This window comes from Lentibacillus sp. JNUCC-1 (assembly GCF_009741735.1).
Lineage (GTDB): Bacteria > Bacillota > Bacilli > Bacillales > Amphibacillaceae > Lentibacillus_B.
This window is the reverse complement of sequence record NZ_WHOH01000001.1, coordinates 1,075,184-1,092,736: the sequence shown is the minus strand read 5'-3', so window position 1 is coordinate 1,092,736 and position 17,553 is coordinate 1,075,184. Positions and strand designations below refer to the sequence as shown.

The window sequence follows — 17,553 nt, the reverse complement described above, 5'->3', positions numbered from 1 at the left end:
TAGCGCGAGGAGGCTCAGCAGCGCCCGCGGAAAGCGCAGTGTTTTCCCGAAGATCGGTGGTGCGAGGCAGTTATAAGATGCTCTACGTCGGAGTTTCTGTAAAAGGTGTTTAATATTTGCAAGGATTTTACGAAGGTTTTTGAATGAATATTACCTCTAGTGAGGAGGGTGAGTGCGTGGCGGATTCTCAGGTTACGTCAAAGAAGAAGAAACGTTTGTCGAAGGATCATTGGACTGCGATTGCTTTTCTGCTTCCGTCTTTTATATTAATCCTGATTTTTGTTTATGGTTTTATAGGGTGGACGGGATATGTGTCGCTGAGTAATTATAATACGATTGTGCCCGACTTTTCCTTTGCAGGCTTGAAAAACTATATATACTTGTTTAACGATTTCCGCTTCCAGGCGGATCTTCGTAATACATTATTTTTCACCGTCTTGTTTATCGGTCTTGTCATTGTGTTCGGTATGGGATTTGCCATATTAATCGATCAGAAACTAAAAGGTGAATCGATTTTCCGAAACATCTTTCTGTTCCCGATGGCTTTATCCTTTATTGTGACAGGGGTTGTGTGGCAGTGGCTATTAAACCCTTCGACTGGCTTTAACCAATTCTTAAGCATATTTGGCATCAAACCGAAATGGTACACCGATACCAATATACTGGCCGGATTTGAATGGGGCAGCATTGAATTTGGTTTGCCAGTTGCGATTATCGCTGTTGTGATTGCAGCGGTTTGGCAGATGACCGGTTTTTCCTTGGCCATGTATCTGGCAGGATTGCGTGGAATCCCCGATGAACTGCGAGAGGCAGCCCGTATTGACGGGGCTAGTGAGTTCCAGATCTATCGCAAGGTGATTTTGCCGATGCTGATGCCGATTACAGTCAGCGTGGTCATTATTATGGCCCACATTTCTTTGAAAATATTTGACTTGATTTATGCGATGACAGGTCCAGGTGCGAACTTTGTTACCGATGTGCCTGGGGTTTACATGTTTGAGACAACGTTCAGGGGCAACTATTATGCAAATGGCGCTGCGATTGCCATTATTATGCTGCTGCTTGTAGCAGTATTCATTGTTCCTTATTTATGGACCAATCGAAGGAGTGATAATTGATGGCGTCATTTCAATGGGGAAAATTCATTAAGTATGTCATTCTGATATTCTTCGCGATACTGTTTCTGGCGCCTGTTTACGTTATCATCGTAACAAGTCTGAAGCCGCTGGACCAGGTTTCGCTCGCCGAAATGTGGACATTGCCGTCTTCTATAGATTTCAGCTCTTATGCTGTGGCCTTCTCTAAGCTGGCCCCGAATTTAATGAACAGTTTCTACCTGGTTATTCCGGCAACACTGATCTCTGCATTGCTTGGTGCGATGAATGGTTATGTGCTGTCCAAGTGGAAGTTTAAAGGTTCAGAGACCATTTTCACAGTTATATTATTTGGCATGTTTATTCCGTATCAGAGCATCCTGATTCCAATGATTCAGTTTTTGCGCGAGATTGGTTTATATAACTCAATCGCCGGGCTGATCTTGGTTCATGTGGTGTATGGTCTCCCAATCACAACATTGATGTTTAGAAACTTCTATGCCAACATACCTGACCAGATGATCGAAGCAGCCAAAATTGATGGTGCAAGCTTCCTGGGTGTTTTCCGGCACATTATTATTCCATTGTCGATTACCGGTTTTGTGGTTGTCGCCATCTGGCAATTTACGAATATATGGAATGAATTCTTGTTTGCGGTAACGGTCACAACGTCTGACAGCCAGCCTGTGATGGTGGCGCTGCAGAATTTATCCGGAAGTCAGATTGTCCAGTGGAACGTGCAAATGGCCGGTGCGCTTATTGCGGCGATGCCGACCTTGCTTGTGTACATTTTCTTAGGTAAATATTTTGTGCGTGGTTTATTAGCCGGTTCTGTAAAAGGATAAATCTTGCTCTTTAATGCTCTCATTCATATAAAATGTGCGGATTTTTGATAGAATGGGAGTTAAGCATGAAATATAGAGGTGTCTAAATGAGTGATCAACAACATAAGAGCTGTTGTTCAGCCAAACGATCTGATATAGCTGAGCCTGCTGTATTAAAGGAACTAAAACAGTCTGCAGTTGAGACGAACGAGGATGCGCTAGGTTTTGCAGAGCACGACATGGCCTTCATCCCCGGGGTACATTCCTGATGGGCACGACAAGTAAGGAAGGGTTTCCGGACGACGGGGAAGGTCCGATTCACAAAGTTAAGGTCGATCCTTTTTACATGGACATCCACACTGTGACGAACCGACAGTTTCAAAGGTTCATTGAAGCAACTGGGTATGTAACGGAAGCTGAGCAGTTCGGGTGGTCATTTGTGTTCTATTTATTTGTCGATGAGGCTGATTTGGGGAATGTTCGCCAGCGTGTGCCCGGTGTGCCATGGTGGCTCGTCGTGGACGGGGCAACATGGGCACATCCGGAGGGTCCGCATTCATCGGTTGAATGGCGTTGGGACCACCCGGTTGTCCATGTGTCCTGGAATGATGCTCAGGCATATTGTCAGTGGGCTGGACTGCGTCTGCCAACTGAGGCAGAGTGGGAATTCGCGGCGCGCGGCGGCCTTAAGCAAAATAAGTATGCTTGGGGCGACGAGCTGACGCCTGGCGGAGAGCATTACTGTAATATTTGGCAAGGTGATTTTCCACGGCATAATACTGGGGAAGACGGCTTTGTAGGAACGGCACCAGCTAAGAGCTTTCCGGAAAATGGCTATGGCCTGTACAATGTCGCCGGTAATGTCTGGGAGTGGTGCTCCGACTGGTTTGCCACGAATATTCATAAGCGTGGCGGACGGGACAATCCCCAGGGCCCGGATTCAGGGGAAACCCGCGTTATGCGCGGTGGCTCCTATCTGTGCCACCACTCCTATTGCAACCGGTATCGGGTGGCGGCTCGGACCTCGAACACCCCGGACAGTTCGACAGGGAATATGGGATTCCGCTGTGTGCGGGACGTGTGAGGCGTGATTTGTGTAAAGACCATCTCTGCTTGAGGGCGGGAGATGGTCTTTTTTGATGTTTCCGAGTTGAATGTTATGATGATATGCCTCTCGTCTGGGTGTGCTCGCATAAAAGCGTGGGTTGCGCTCGTATTGTCTGTGCGTGCTCACGTATGTGTGTGTTGCGCTCGTAATGTCTGAGTTTGCTCTCGTATGTGTGCGTGTTGCGCTCGTAATATCTACGCATGCTCTCGTAAGTATGTGATTTGCGCTCGTATCGACTATACTTGCTCACGTAACGTATCAATTACGAGGCGAATTCTGGATAGCCATAGATAATACACTTTACATCCTACATAAAGCCAAAAAGCCAGAGGAAGCCACCAGGCCTTGGGGACTTCCTTTTTAATATTATATGGCAGCGTTGTTTGGATAGGATATGTTTGTCGTTTGATAAAAGAGTGTTTTGCTTGGATAGGACGCGTTCTTCGTTTGATAGACGTGCTTCTTACTTGGATAGAGTGCATGTTTCGTTTGATAGACGTGGCTTTTGCTTGGATAGAATGCTTTCTTCGTTTGATAGACGCTCGGCTGGTCAAGAATGAGCCACTGTCCTGAACGAAAAAGCAGAAAAAAGGAAAGAAGGAAGCCACCGGGCCTTGGGGACTTCCTTCTGAACTTCAATATGGCAGTGCTGCTTGGAAAGCCCATCCGACTCATCAACTCTCGTAAATGGTTCCTTCACCTGGCCGATAGACGTTTGTTACGCCGCCCTTCTCGTCCGTGGCAAACATGACAACGCGCTCGCTGTCCACCTGGAAGTCATAGCGCACTTTAGTCAGCGGATCTTTCACTGCGACAGGCACATCCTGCCCGAATTCGGAGACGAAGATAAACAATGCGCCGTCTGCAAAATCAAGTTTTCGACCATAGATGCCAGAAACGTCGCCTTTGAGCCATTCCAAGTGACGCTCAACTTGGGCTTGCCCCATGGCATACTCATACAATGAAGCAATTGAAGCCGGACGGTCGTTCAATTCAACCGGCAACGGGCTCCAAATTACGCGGCCTTTACCCAAATTAGCCTCCTGCAGACTCCAGTCTGAATCGGACTGTGTCACGCCTTTCATCGTATCACCAATCCGGTCGCCGCCGAATGAAACAGGCATCGGTACATCATTAATCGTAAAGACATCTTCACGGGTGACATTCGCGGTGGAGACCTCACCGAACAGCTTCTCAGCTCGAGCGGTTTCCTGCCAATATTCATCCAAATGAATCGGTCCCGTAAAGAGCAGTGTGCTCCCGTGTTTTTCCACGGTGCTCAGCAAACGATCAAAAGCGTCATTGCTGAAGTTGTGCGGACTTGGCACGACAAGCAGCTTCGGTGGATCCATTTCAAGCGCCTCCAGCTGATACTCCCCAAATGCGCGGAACGGGACATTCATGTCATATGCAAGTACACGCGTTAGCTTGGTCGTAGCATCTGTCGCCAGTTTTCGATTGGAAAAGTCATTGGAATACGGGAAAACAACGCCGACTTCTTCCAACTGACGGTCTCGGAACAAGTCACGAATTTCTCCCATAAACGCGCCGAAGTCATATGAGACATTGGTCTCCGGTTTTTCCGTACCATCTGCGCGAATGGCGCCGATGTTCGATTCATTGATGTTATCCATGAAATAATTTGTGTTCCACAGCCATTGCACAGCTCCGGCCCCGCCGGTTGAAAACGCATAGGCATATTTGCGCTCAAGAATATTGCGCAGTTCGTACTCAGAACGCTTGCCCATATTTCGCGGCGTTTCCACATACATGATCCCTGTTTCTTGAATCAAATTAGGCTTATCCGGCGCCTTCGTAAAAATGCCATCCCAGACCAGATCGTCCAGCAGCCACCATGTGTGGTTGGTCGTATAGTCAACTGCTTCACTGTAAAAGAACGGCGATGGCCGCTGACCAGCAAGCGCCTCATCTTGTCCGACTGTTACCAAGTGGCCTGGTGCCGCTTGCTTAATTGCACCCGAAAGCTCACGAGCCCACTGGTTATGCATGTCCATCGTGTACAATACATAGTCGAGCCATTTGAGCCCCTTTTTCCCGGTGATCATGTCCCGCGTGCCAAAATTAATCTCACTCTGTTCCGGCGGTTCAACCGCGTCAAATGACGGCAGCTCGAGCGGGCTCATGTTCCAGCGCTCCTGAAGATCGCGGATCGAGCTGTGACGTTTCTGCAGCCAGTCCCGATAAGCTTGGCGATCAAAGTCGTCGTGCAGTGGTTGCGGTCCAGCGAATACACGCTCAGGGTCAAACAAGGACGGTTCGTTGATCAAATCCCAGTCAACATTCGTCGTGTCAGCATGCCGCGAAACGATCGATGTAATAAACCGCTTCTGCGCCTCAACACTGCGCGGATCCAAGTACGGATTCTCACCTTCCCATGCTTCAGGGGTGAAGGAGAAAAAGTTAAACGTCACATGCAGATCATGTTTTCTCGCACACAAAATAAACGCATCAATCGCGCGCAGAACTGACTCATCAACGTGTCCATCGACAAACATCATATTGCGCCACGCCGTCCAGATCCCTGTCCGGATATAGTTGATGCCAGCACGCTTCATCTGAGCCATATCGCGATCCCAGACATTAGGATTCGGCAAAAATAAGAAGTAACGTGCCACGTCTGATGTCATGTAGGTCATCCCAACAATCGGCAGCGGACGTCCGTCTTTTTCAAAATAATCCCGACCGGCCGTGAGCTTGCTGCCTTCTTGAAGAAGTGCATTGTCCATACCCCAAAATCCTTGGCGCAGGATGCGTGTTTCACCTTTTTCCGAGACAAGCTCACACGTCACCTCATAAAAGCCTGGCGTGATGTCTTTTGGAATGACAAATGTTTGTTTTTCCAGGAGACGACCGGTTTGCAATGTTTCTTGAGCACTGAAGACCTCTTGCTTATTTTGAGAAACAGAGAGTCTCAAGCCCCATTCAGCTGGCGTCAACAAAGCCTGATGCTGAAATGTCAGCGTGGCCCGCTCACCGGGTTCATACGTAGCATAGGTTGATTTGAGCGACATGTCTGTTACGCCGGCCTGCACAAATGCCGCGATTCGCAGCAGCGCGCCAGCCCCGTCAGTGCTCCAGAACTTTTCGTCAAGCTTTTGATTAATGAACACCCAACGGCCGCCAGCATACTGACCTTTAGCGTTCTCAATCAGCACGCTCGGCGCGGCGATCTCACGCCCAGATTCTGTTACCCCTTTCAAAAGCGGATAAATCCGTGCATCCATCGGCCCGACAGACCCCATCTCATGCTTGATGGCGATCTCTTTGGTCGGATGCATGATGAAGTTATATGTATTTGATATGCTGAAAAGTACCTCAGCTTCAGCTAGGACAGGAATATCTTCGTTGTGCACAAGCCCAGTCACATCGAATGAGTCAACCGGCAATGTTTCATGAATATCCAGTGCCTGATGATAAGCCGTCTGCTCATCTTCCGCATGCCACGCACCTTCAGACTGATAGCATGGGCGACGAAATGGTGCTCCCCCAGTGTGTACGAAACCTTTTCCGGTACTTAAATAAGTCTGAATGCTTTTCCAAGCTTCTTTAGGAAAATAAGGGCCATGCAGATTTACAAACACCTCTGTTTCAGATGCTGCCAATGCTTCGTCTAACTCTTCCGCTGTACAAACACGCACTTTCGGTCCTAATGTGTCAAAAAATGCCTGTTCAGGACGCGGACCTTCGAAAGGAAATTGTGTGTCATAAAATAGAACGATTTCAGTCATGTGAAAACCTCCAGTGATATGTAAAATATCCAATTTATCTTGGACTTGAATTATGCCTGCAACATGATATACTTTACTTATTAAATCTAGTTTAATAAGATTGGCCTTTAAAAGTCAATTAAATATATTCCGCATTTATGAAAGCGATTGAATGGCTACCTTATAACATTTAATTAAATAAGGCACAAAAAGGAGATGACCATGTCCACAATTCATGTAGTCCACAGTGATACGGTGAAACAATTGAATCGTTCGCTCATTTTGAAAGAAATACGGAAATTCGGGCCGATCACGAAGATTGATATTGCCAAGAAATTCGGTCTGACATTTCCGGCGGTAGGAAATATTGTAGCCGACCTCCTTAAAGCCGGTGTAATTGAAGAGGCAGGTTATGGCGAATCTAGAGGGGCCGACCGCCGCTTTTATACGCGATGAATTGGAACAGCGTTTACGTCATCTCTGTTAGCGTTGGTGTTACAAAGGTTTCGGCCGCTGTCATGAATCTTAAAGCAGAGATCATTGACCATGTTGTGATGGAAGAAACATGTGCTGAACCACTAATAGACACCGTTTACAGGCTGATTGACCAATTGCTGGAAAAACATGATCAAACCGAAATTGCTGGTATAGGTGTGTCTGCACCGGGGCCGATCGACGAAAGTGATAGCCGAATGTTAACACCGCCAAATCTCAAAGGCGTGGTTAATCTGGATATTAAGGCTTTGCTTGAAGAGCGGTATCAGCTGAAAACTATTCTGGAAAAAGACGCAAATGCCGTAGCACTAGCTGAGCAATGGTTTGGACATGTGCCTTCAAATGAAAGCATCCTGTACATATTTGATGATGAGGGCTTGGTGGCGGGGTGATTGTCCAATCAAGAATACACCGAGGTTTTGGAAACGGTGCCGGTGAAATTGGGCATATGTCGATTGATATTGATGGCCCATCATGCAATTGCGGAAACTACGGTTGTTTAGAAACACTGTCATCCGGGATTGCGATTAAACGCCGAATGCAAGAAGAAATTCGCCGCGGTGTGGAGAGCTCTCTTTCTTCATTTGAAGCAGAAGCAGCCCCTATCACTTTGAAAATGATAGCTCAGCATGCACAAGAAGGGGACAGGCTCGCAAATGATTTATTGGAGGAAGCGGCCAGGTATCTGGGACTTGGGGTAGCGAACGTCATTAATCTGTTGGCACCGGACCGGGTGATCTTTGGCGGGGAAGTAATTGATATTTATCCTCAAACCATTCAAACTGCAGAAAAAATCGCAAAGGCAAGGACATTTTCACCGCAAACGAAGAATATCCCCTTCATTAAATCCAGCTTTGGCGAGCAGTCAGGACTGATCGGAGCAGCAGCGATCATTCAGCAGTGGGTATTTGACACTCCAGAGACCACTGTTATGCGTGTTTGATGAGAGCCATTTTGTGCTTGCCATAAAATCGAAAGGAAGATGACCATGAAGTACTCAATTGGGGTAGATATCGGAGGCACCAAAGTTGCAATTGCCGCCGTTGATCAGGAGGGACAGATTGAGAAAGAATCGATTATAAAAACAGATCAAACCATACGACCACAAGATATGATTGCGCGGATAAACGCTGAAATTAAACAATTGCTTGCAGAATGTGAAATAGGTTTCGGCGACATCAAAGGAATAGGCATAGGTGCACCGGGGCCGCTGAACGTCAAAAAAGGGGAAATCACCTGTCCGCCAAATCTTCCTGCCTGGCGGGATATTCCTATCGTAGAGCTCGTGAAATCGGAATTTAATATTCCGGTTCGCCTGGAAAACGACGCGAACGCCGCCGCATTAGCCGAGAAATGGATTGGTGCCGGAAAAGGGTTTAGTGATTTCATTTACATGACTGTCAGCACGGGCATCGGGGCTGGTGTCATTGTCGGTGGTGACCTGTTGAAAGGTCAGAATGGCAATGCGGGAGATATCGGCCATATGGTCGTAGATCCTGCCTTTGGACAGTGTACATGCGGTCAGGAAGGCTGTCTGGAATTGGTTGCCTCAGGGACTGCTATAGCCCGAAAAGGGTCTGAGATTGCAGGTCGTTCTCTGACGACAGCTGAAGTATTTGACCTCTATCACGAAGGTGAACCTGAGATTGTCGCGTACATAAACCTTGTCTTCAAACGGCTCGCAGCGGGCTGTGTTTCATTGATCAACACGTTTGATACCGAGGCGATTGTCATTGGCGGTGGCGTTTCGAAAGTCGGGGAGCCCCTGTTTAGCGTGCTCCGGAATTATGTGGCCCAGTATGCACTAAATCCTAAAGGCAGACAGACTGAAATCATTCCAGCCAAGCTTGAACAGAGTCCAGGTGTGATCGGGGCAGCGGCGTTGTGGTTTGAACTCGAATAAAAATATTATTAAACTCTTAATTCAACTTAAATAATAGCTTAATGGAGGAACTTATGACACAAGATAAACAGATTCACATTATATCTCATACCCACTGGGACAGAGAATGGTATTTGCCGTATGAAAAGCATCATATGCAGCTGATTGATTTAATGGATACGCTCCTTGAAACGCTTAAAACAAAGCCTGGCTATAAAAGTTTTCATCTGGATGGACAGACAATTATTCTGGATGACTATTTGCAAGTCCGTCCGGAAAAAAGAGAAGAATTGGAACAGGCGATTCAAAAAGGCCAGATTCATATTGGACCATGGTACATTTTGCAGGATGAATTTTTGACAAGCAGTGAGTCAAACGTACGCAATCTGCAGTATGGCATGAAGGATTCAAAGCAATGGGGAAATATCGCCAAGGTGGGTTATTTTCCGGATTCGTTCGGCAATATTGGACAGGCGCCACAGCTGATGAGTCAGGCAGGCATTAACAATGCAGTGTTTGGCCGTGGGGTTAAACCGACTGGCTTCAATAATAAGGTGATAGAGTCGGACAGTTTCGAATCTCCCTATTCTGAGATGTACTGGCAGGCCCCTGATGGTTCAAAGGTATATGGAATTCTTTTTGCAAATTGGTATTGCAATGGCAATGAAGTGCCTGTTGATGAAAAACAGGCTTCTGCATATTGGGAAAGCCATTTTGCTGCCCTTGAAAAATACGCAGCCAGTCCCCATATGCTCATGATGAACGGATGTGACCATCAGCCAATCCAGACCGATTTGCCGGAAGCAATACAGACGGCGGAAAAATTGTATCCAGAAGTGACGTTCAAGCATTCTAATTTTAATGATTATGTCGCTGATTTGGTGAAGACTTTGCCCGATGATTTGAAAACGGTGGAAGGCGAATTGCGGAGCCAGCAGACAGACGGCTGGGGAACGCTGGTGAACACGGCTTCTTCGCGCGTGTATTTGAAGCAAATGAATCGAACAGGTGAAACATTGCTTGCCAAGGTAGCAGAGCCGCTAGAGACATTTGCTCATATGCTAGGGGAACCATATAACCATCACAAACTCGAATACGCTTGGAAGAAATTAATGCAAAACCATCCGCATGATAGCATTTGCGGGTGCAGCGTTGATGAAGTGCACCGAAACATGGTGACACGTTTTTCCGACAGCCGGCATGTAACGGAAACGCTGATTGACGCGTCTCTAACAGCAATCACAGCGCATGTTGACACCACGTGCTTTGAAAATGAGCATGCCTTGCCGTTTGTAGTGTATAATACGAGCGGCTATGAACGCACAGGTGTACTGTCGGTAACGCTCGATGTGAAGCGTGAATATTTTGCTGACGGGGTTAATAAAGAGGCATTGAAAGCATTTGACCTTGGTGCCATGAAACTTGTTGATCATAGTGGTCAGGCTTTTGCGTTTTCCATGGAAGATCTTGGCATTCACTTTGACTATGACCTGCCAAACGATCGCTTCCGACAGCCGTACATGGCGCGTCGAGTGAAGGTGACTTTTGAAGCAAAAGGCGTGTCTGCGCTTGGGTATAAAACATTCGCCCTTGTGCCTGCAGATAATGTCGATGGAGCGGTGGAAAGCGCCAGCCTTGTGCCAGCTAAGTATCAGATGGCTAATGACCACCTGCACGTACAGATTGAAGGAAACGGTTCCCTTACAGTTTCAGATAAAAAGACTGGGCGCACATTCGAGCAACTTGGAGTTTATGAAGATACTGGTGACATTGGTAATGAATACATGTACAAGAAGCCTGACGGCGAGGTGCCGCTCACCACGAAAGACTTGCCTGCCAACATTGAATTGGTAGAAGATACGTCATACCGCGCGACCTACGTCATTACACATGAGTGGGCGCTGCCTGAGAGCGCTGATGACTTACTTGAGAAGGAACAGCAGGAGCTTGTAGGATTTAATGTGAGAAAAGCAGGCCGATCGGAAAAGACGGTGCCGTTTACTATCACAACGCGTGTATCACTTGAGAAACATGGTAAAGGTGTTCAGGTTGAGGCATCTTTCAACAACCAGGCGAAAGATCATCGCTTACGTGCATTGTTCCCAACTGGTATTGAGACAGACCATCACAAAGCTGACTCTATTTTCGAAGTGGTGGAGCGTCCGAATAAACCTTCTGAGGAGTGGACTAACCCTGATAACTCTCAGCACCAGCAGGATTTTGTTTCTGTTGGAAATGACGAGGCAGGGTTGACGGTTGCCAACTATGGATTGAATGAGTATGAAGTCTTGCGAGATGCGCATAACACGATCGCTGTAACGCTGCATCGCTCAGTTGGAGAAATGGGCGACTGGGGCTATTTCCCAACACCGGAAGCACAGTGTCTCGGTGAGCAAACTGTTTCATATGCGATTTATCCATACGGCGGGGATGCTAATGAAAGTTACCAGCAAGCTTATCAGTATCAGGTGCCGTTGTCTGTCAGTCAAGCATCCATTCATGAAGGTACACTTGCACCAGCTGGTTCATTCATAAAATGGGAAGGCGACACGCTTGCGTTTTCGTCGCTGAAAGTATCTCAGTTGAGCGGTGATGTGCTGCTCCGTTGGTTTAATCTGAATTCGGAAGCGGAAGAGCTCAAACTAAAGATTTCAGGGAAGGGGAAGGCCTACAAGAGTAATATTATTGAAGAAAACATTGGTGATCTGAACATAGACTCAGAACACAACGCTACCTTGCCCGTCCGCGGCCATGAGATCGTAACAGTAGGGTTTAAAAACTAGATTATATCAGAGGGGCCCTGCCCCCTAATACTAATTTTTGTCTTATATGATGAGTAGAGGAGCTTTTTGATATGGGAAAGCAATTACCAGATTCGATGGAAGCAATGATTGCGAAGGTTGACGAGTGTTTTGCTGATGACGAGAAACTACGCACGATGTTCGCGAACTGCTTTTCAAACACCTATGAAACAACGATTCGCCCACAAGATGATGGCACCACCTTTGTCATTACTGGCGACATCCCGGCCATGTGGCTGCGGGATTCAGCGGCGCAAGTGAGACCGTATTTGCTGCTGGCGGAAACCGATCCTGCTATGGCTGATATGATTCAGGGTGTTATTCAAAAGCAAATGGAATTTATTATTCATGATCCATACGCCAATGCGTTCAATGAAAAGGCGAACGGGAACAGGTATCACGATGATCAAACTGAGATGACCCCGCTTTTATGGGAGCGGAAGTACGAAATCGATTCTCTCTGCTATCCGATCCAGTTGGCGTATTTATTCTGGAAGGCGACTGGCCGGACAGATCATTTCAATGATACGTTCAAGACAGCGGCGGTGGCAATTTTCGATACGTGGAAAGTAGAGCAGAATCACGCTGAGTCTGACTATCATTTCGTCCGTGACAACTGTCCGCCTCAGGATACGTTGTCCCATGACGGCTACGGCGCACCAGTCGGATACACGGGTATGACCTGGTCAGGATTCCGCCCGAGTGATGATGCTTGTAAATATGGTTATCTTGTACCGGCGAATATGTTTGCTGTCGTGGTTCTGGACTATTTGGCTGACATTGCGATGGACGTTTTGGGAGATGAAGCACTTGCGCAAAACGCTCGCGATCTGCGAGAGGAAATCAATGGCGGCATCCAGCAATATGGCACTGTTGAGCATCCTGACTTTGGCACGATTTATGCATATGAAACAGACGGACTCGGCAACCATGTTTTGATGGATGATGCAAATGTGCCAAGTCTGTTATCCATGCCATATCTCGGCTATTGTGATGTGAATGATCCAGTTTATCAAAACACGCGCCGGTTCATTTTAAGTGATGCGAACCCGTATTATTATGAAGGCAAAGTAGCAGCCGGCGTGGGAAGCCCGCATACGCCTGAACGCTATATTTGGCATATAGCACTCTCGATTCAGGGTATGACTGCTGCAACTTCAGAAGAAAAAGCGCAGATCTTAGAGACGTTTAAGACAACTGACGGCGGCACGAACTTCATGCATGAAGGTTTCGATGTGGATGATCCGGCTCAGTTCACGCGTCCGTGGTTTTGTTGGTCAAACTCGATGTTCAGTGAGTTTGTACTGAGCCAATGTGGCATCCGGGTGAAAGGGAGCCCATTGACTGATAGATAAGTGGCATGCTGAATCATGAAGGCCAGGCCCCTAAGACTTTTAACTTGGGGCCTGGCTCTTTCATAAAGGTGACTGTTTTATGTGGGACAAGATCCCTATTGACAAATTTCGCGAAAGTTTTATGATTATAAGGTGTATTTTTATGAATTGAAGCAGGTGATGTTATGAATAATCTCAACGGTGCCTTTAAATGGGTTTATGATATAGGGAATTGGTTGTTTAAATTGATGTATCTGCAAGTGCTTTGGGTGGCGTTTACGTTGCTTGGACTGGTTTTATTTGGTTTATTCCCTGCCACCGCGGGGGTGTATGCGGTCGTCAGAAAATGGACGGAATATGATTATGATGTCCCCATTTTTAAAACTTTTCTAGCGAATTATAAAGGATACTTTCTGAAAGTGAATGGTCTAGGATATGTAATGTTTCTGATCGGCTTGTTTTTGAGCTATGACTACTTTATTTCTAAATCGCTTTTGAATTCTTTCTTTCTTCACATCATTTTGTTGGGTATTATTTTGGTTTACGTGCTGACATTATGCTACATATTCCCAACGTTCGTACATTATGAATTAAAAGCCATGCAATATATTAAACAATCATTCTTGTTAATGCTTTCCAACCCTTTAGAAACAATTGGTATGATCGTGTGCATGATTATTTTATACTATTTGTTTGCACTGTTACCGGTTGTGTTTGTATTTATGGGCATGTCCGCTATTGCATATCCGACGATGCGTATTGCCTATAGTGCGTTTAATAAAGTGCAACAGAAAAAGAACCCGTGATTCTTGCGTAGAGGGGGGCAGACAATGAAAACGCTTATAAAAAGACTTCGCTCACAATTATTCTTAAAATATACCTTATCTTATCTATTTGTTTTTATTGTTCCTTTCGCGCTTATGAGTGTCTTTTTGTATCATAATTCAATAGCGGATCTTCGTGATCAGGCAAAGGATTCTATTCAGAACAAAGCACAGCAGACAGAACGTTACACAACTGAACGGTTTAAAGAACTTGACCAGATTGCCGCCAGAATTGCAAATGACTATCATCTCACGCCCTATTCGGTCAATCATGATTATTACAGCAAAGAAGCGATCACTCAACTTAAGAATTATAAAGACAATAGTGCAATACTAAAAAACATTTACCTGTACTATCGAGGAGATGATAACATATTCTCCTCTGAGGGATCCTATCATCTGAACACCTTGCTTGAAAATGTTACACCTTTTTCGCAATGGGCCATGAAGGACTTCAAGAAAAAAATCCGAACGACAACAAATGAAACATTCTTACTTGACCATACTCTTATATCCATCCACCCCATACCAACTGGTAATCCAAACCCGTACGGAGCGGTCGTATATACCTTACAAGAATCTACAGTAACCCAATCTCTGGAGAGTATTTTGAATGATTTCCAGGGGAATGCCTATCTTTTGGACGCTACAAATGATGTGATTTTATCATCTCAACAAGACGAGAACATCAATACTGGTCTGTTGAATAAAGCAATTCAAAAAAAGAACGCAGAACAAAAGCTTAAATACAAAGGAAAAACTTATTTTATCTCAACTGTCGCATCGGAGTACAATGACTGGAGCGTTGTTTCAATTATTAATATGAAGGAATTTGACAAGGTTTTCCTTATGCAAAAGCTGCTTTTTGCTAGTTTACTAGTCTTATTATTGATCTCAGGTTTCATCATTGCTATTTTTCTTGGAAATCGTCAATACAAGCCTATTCATAAGCTTATAAGCAAAATGAATTATAAAGACCCTTCTGAAAAGAGCTTGAGTAAAAATGAATTCACCCTTCTCGATGATGCTATTTCAGAAATTTATGAACAAAATGAAAACTTGAGTAGTGCCATGATGATGCAAAAGCCATATGCACGAGAACAAATTTTACTTAAATTGCTCAAAGGGAACGTCAACCTAGAACAGGATTATGAAGAGCTTTTCAAGATTTTAAATATATCGATGTATAAAGGCGCTTATATTGTAGCAATTGTACAGCTTCCGGCTTTAGGTGATTATGACCGGGACCAATTATCACTTCAGGAAGAACTTATTATGTACCTTGAGACAACAGAAATATCAGGTATTAAGATTCATGCGGTGGATTCGTTAGAAAACGCTCTTGCCTTGATTATATCCACCAGCTATTCATTGGAGAGCACCGTTCAAAAGCGTAAAGAGATCATCACAGTGATTAATGAAAATATATACGAGACATTTACCTTAAGTCCTAATATGAGTGCAGGTCTTCCTTATCAGGATCTACGATTGTTGAACAGGTCGTATATTGAGGCATTGGCAGCAATGAACACCCATCTGCAACACAGTACAGATCAAGTTGAAGCCGGTGTAATTGCTTTTTATCAAGACCGGGACGTAAATGAGACTAAAGAAATCAGCTATCCACATGAAGAACTGACGAAATTAACTCAGAGTATAAGACAAGGGAATCATGAGGTAGCTAACGAGGCTTTAGAGAATATCTTTGCATCTGTACACCAATCAAGCATACAAATGAATTATATGAAAGCTGTGTATTTCGACATTGTAAATACTATTGTTAAAACCATTATTGATTTGGGGATTGCAGAAGAAGTTACAGACATTGAACAAGTTGTCAATTTTTCAAATCCGAGAGAGCTGAAAAAAGATCTACACAACATGATTGATCAAGTTTGTCGTATAGTTGTTACGAAAAAATCAAATTTTAACGAGCAACTCGTGGTTAAAATGACAGATTATATCCATAACAACTTTAAAGCCTACGATATGAGTCTCGAAAAATTAGCAGCAGAATTCAAATTATCTGTACCTTATTTGAGCCGTTTCATCAAAGAGCAATTTGGATCAACATTTTCTAACTATGTATTTTCCCTCCGTCTTGAGGAAGTAAAAAAACAATTGCTGTCCAGTAATCAATTAATCAAAGATATTATCACGGATGTGGGATACCGGGACGTGTCAAATTTCACCCGTGAGTTTAAGAAAATAGAAGGAATGACTCCAGGACAATACAGAAAAATGCACAGTAAATAACAGTCTCGCCCCTGACACCAAGCGGCGGGGCTTTTTTTCGACCTTCAATAGTAGCATAAATTTCACACATCATAATAAAAACCACATATTGAATAGATTGGAAATCAAGATGAAGTAGGCTTTGTGTTAGGAAAGCACTCATATATGAAAACGAATACAAAAACCACATATTGAGCAATTTCTTTTCGCGTGATTAAATGAAAGCAGTTACATAAAAGGAGGGCGATCGATGTGAATAATCAATCAAACAACGCAATTTCACAAGGTCATAGTAAAAAGTACTTCAGACAAAAAAGAAGACGAGAAAGAAATAAAAGGATCATCCAAAACTGGCAACTGTATATATTAATTCTTCCAGCTTTCTTATACTTTCTTATCTTTCACTATTTTCCTATGTACGGGATACAAATTGCCTTTAAAGATTTTATGCCCGCTGCAGGGATTTGGGGGAGCGAATGGGTAGGTTTTGATCATTTTAAACGCTTTTTCGATTCCTACTACTTTTGGGATCTCATAAAGAACACGCTGGGTATTAGTATATACGAGCTGATCGTAGGTTTCCCATTACCGATCATATTGGCACTTGCTCTTAACGAAGCAAAAGATGGTTTTTATAAAAAATCGGTACAGACAATTACATATGCCCCACATTTCATTTCAGTTGTAGTGTTGGCTGGTATGGTTATTGCATTCCTTGCACCAGCAACAGGTATCATTAACCATGCCATTCAACTACTTGGCTTTGATCCGATTCCATTTATGGAAGACCCAAAGTGGTTTAAGACGGTTTATGTTATGTCAGGTGTCTGGCAAAACACAGGTTGGGGAACAATTATTTACTTAGCTGCATTATCAGCAGTGGACCCTCAGCAGCATGAAGCGGCAATTGTGGATGGCGCTACACGCTGGCAACGTATTATTTACATTAATATTCCTACCATTATTCCAACGATGGTTATTTTGTTGATTATGAACGTCGGTAATATTATGGCAATGGGCTTTGAAAAGATTCTCTTGTTGCAGAACCCATTGAACTTGGAGTCTTCCAACGTTATTGCAACATTTGTGTACCAGGCTGGACTATTGGACGGACAATATAGCTTTGCGGCAGCAGTTGGTTTGTTCAATGCGATTATTAACGCAATATTACTTGTAACGGTTAACCAAATCGCAAGAAAAACCAGCGAAACCAGTCTATGGTAAAGGA

At 44.7% G+C, this 17,553-nt stretch carries 15 protein-coding genes; 13 read left to right on the top strand and 2 right to left on the bottom strand.

Annotation, left to right across the window (positions count from 1 at the left end):
- Window positions 1-143: 143 nt before the first annotated feature.
- The 4 genes from JNUCC1_RS05045 to JNUCC1_RS05030 all read left to right on the top strand — a co-directional run bounded on the left by JNUCC1_RS05045 (window position 144) and on the right by JNUCC1_RS05030 (window position 3,002).
- Entirely contained in the window at window positions 144-1,118 is a 975-nt protein-coding gene (locus JNUCC1_RS05045) for a carbohydrate ABC transporter permease (RefSeq protein WP_156644413.1), read from the top strand.
- A complete protein-coding gene (locus tag JNUCC1_RS05040) occupies window positions 1,118-1,939 on the top strand; it encodes a carbohydrate ABC transporter permease (protein ID WP_156644412.1) in 822 nt (273 codons plus the stop codon). The genes JNUCC1_RS05045 and JNUCC1_RS05040 overlap by 1 nt, the downstream gene beginning before the upstream one ends.
- Before the next feature lie 86 nt (window positions 1,940-2,025).
- The gene (locus JNUCC1_RS19460; protein ID WP_156644411.1) at window positions 2,026-2,187 is read left to right on the top strand and encodes a hypothetical protein; all 162 of its coding nucleotides are present in this window, start codon (window positions 2,026-2,028) and stop codon (window positions 2,185-2,187) included.
- Window positions 2,187-3,002 carry a formylglycine-generating enzyme family protein gene (locus tag JNUCC1_RS05030; RefSeq protein WP_156644410.1) on the top strand — a complete coding sequence of 272 codons (816 nt, stop codon included), beginning with the start codon at window positions 2,187-2,189 and terminating at the stop codon, window positions 3,000-3,002. Before JNUCC1_RS19460 ends, JNUCC1_RS05030 begins: the two co-directional genes overlap by 1 nt.
- Window positions 3,003-3,392: 390 nt before the next feature.
- On the opposite strand, the gene JNUCC1_RS18175 is transcribed toward JNUCC1_RS05030, so the two are convergent.
- Window positions 3,393-3,665 carry a hypothetical protein gene (locus JNUCC1_RS18175; RefSeq protein WP_197431638.1) on the bottom strand — a complete coding sequence of 91 codons (273 nt, stop codon included), beginning with the start codon at window positions 3,663-3,665 and terminating at the stop codon, window positions 3,393-3,395.
- A gap of 35 nt (window positions 3,666-3,700) precedes the next feature.
- The gene (locus JNUCC1_RS05025; protein WP_156644409.1) at window positions 3,701-6,775 is read right to left on the bottom strand and encodes a beta-galactosidase; all 3,075 of its coding nucleotides are present in this window, start codon (window positions 6,773-6,775) and stop codon (window positions 3,701-3,703) included.
- 201 nt (window positions 6,776-6,976) lie between these two features.
- Between JNUCC1_RS05025 and JNUCC1_RS05020 the strand changes: the two genes are divergently transcribed.
- The 9 genes from JNUCC1_RS05020 to JNUCC1_RS04980 all read left to right on the top strand — a co-directional run bounded on the left by JNUCC1_RS05020 (window position 6,977) and on the right by JNUCC1_RS04980 (window position 17,549).
- Complete coding sequence (locus JNUCC1_RS05020) at window positions 6,977-7,210, top strand: winged helix-turn-helix domain-containing protein (protein ID WP_197431637.1); 234 nt, start codon at window positions 6,977-6,979, stop codon at window positions 7,208-7,210.
- The gene (locus JNUCC1_RS18955; protein WP_156644407.1) at window positions 7,207-7,641 is read left to right on the top strand and encodes an ROK family protein; all 435 of its coding nucleotides are present in this window, start codon (window positions 7,207-7,209) and stop codon (window positions 7,639-7,641) included. The genes JNUCC1_RS05020 and JNUCC1_RS18955 overlap by 4 nt, the downstream gene beginning before the upstream one ends.
- A complete protein-coding gene (locus JNUCC1_RS18950) occupies window positions 7,638-8,192 on the top strand; it encodes an ROK family protein (protein WP_156644406.1) in 555 nt (184 codons plus the stop codon). Before JNUCC1_RS18955 ends, JNUCC1_RS18950 begins: the two co-directional genes overlap by 4 nt.
- Before the next feature lie 45 nt (window positions 8,193-8,237).
- A complete protein-coding gene (locus JNUCC1_RS05005) occupies window positions 8,238-9,152 on the top strand; it encodes an ROK family protein (protein ID WP_156644405.1) in 915 nt (304 codons plus the stop codon).
- Window positions 9,153-9,205: 53 nt separating this feature from the next.
- Entirely contained in the window at window positions 9,206-11,914 is a 2,709-nt protein-coding gene (locus JNUCC1_RS05000) for an alpha-mannosidase (protein ID WP_156644404.1), read from the top strand.
- Window positions 11,915-11,985: 71 nt separating this feature from the next.
- Window positions 11,986-13,287, top strand: a complete 1,302-nt coding sequence (locus tag JNUCC1_RS04995; RefSeq protein WP_156644403.1) for a glycoside hydrolase family 125 protein — start codon at window positions 11,986-11,988, stop codon at window positions 13,285-13,287.
- A gap of 164 nt (window positions 13,288-13,451) precedes the next feature.
- Window positions 13,452-14,072, top strand: a complete 621-nt coding sequence (locus JNUCC1_RS04990; RefSeq protein WP_156644402.1) for a YesL family protein — start codon at window positions 13,452-13,454, stop codon at window positions 14,070-14,072.
- Between the two features lie 24 nt (window positions 14,073-14,096).
- A complete protein-coding gene (locus tag JNUCC1_RS04985; protein WP_156644401.1) occupies window positions 14,097-16,346 on the top strand; it encodes an AraC family transcriptional regulator in 2,250 nt (749 codons plus the stop codon).
- 255 nt (window positions 16,347-16,601) lie between these two features.
- Complete coding sequence (locus JNUCC1_RS04980; protein WP_331713720.1) at window positions 16,602-17,549, top strand: ABC transporter permease; 948 nt, start codon at window positions 16,602-16,604, stop codon at window positions 17,547-17,549.
- The last annotated feature ends 4 nt before the right edge of the window (window positions 17,550-17,553 follow it).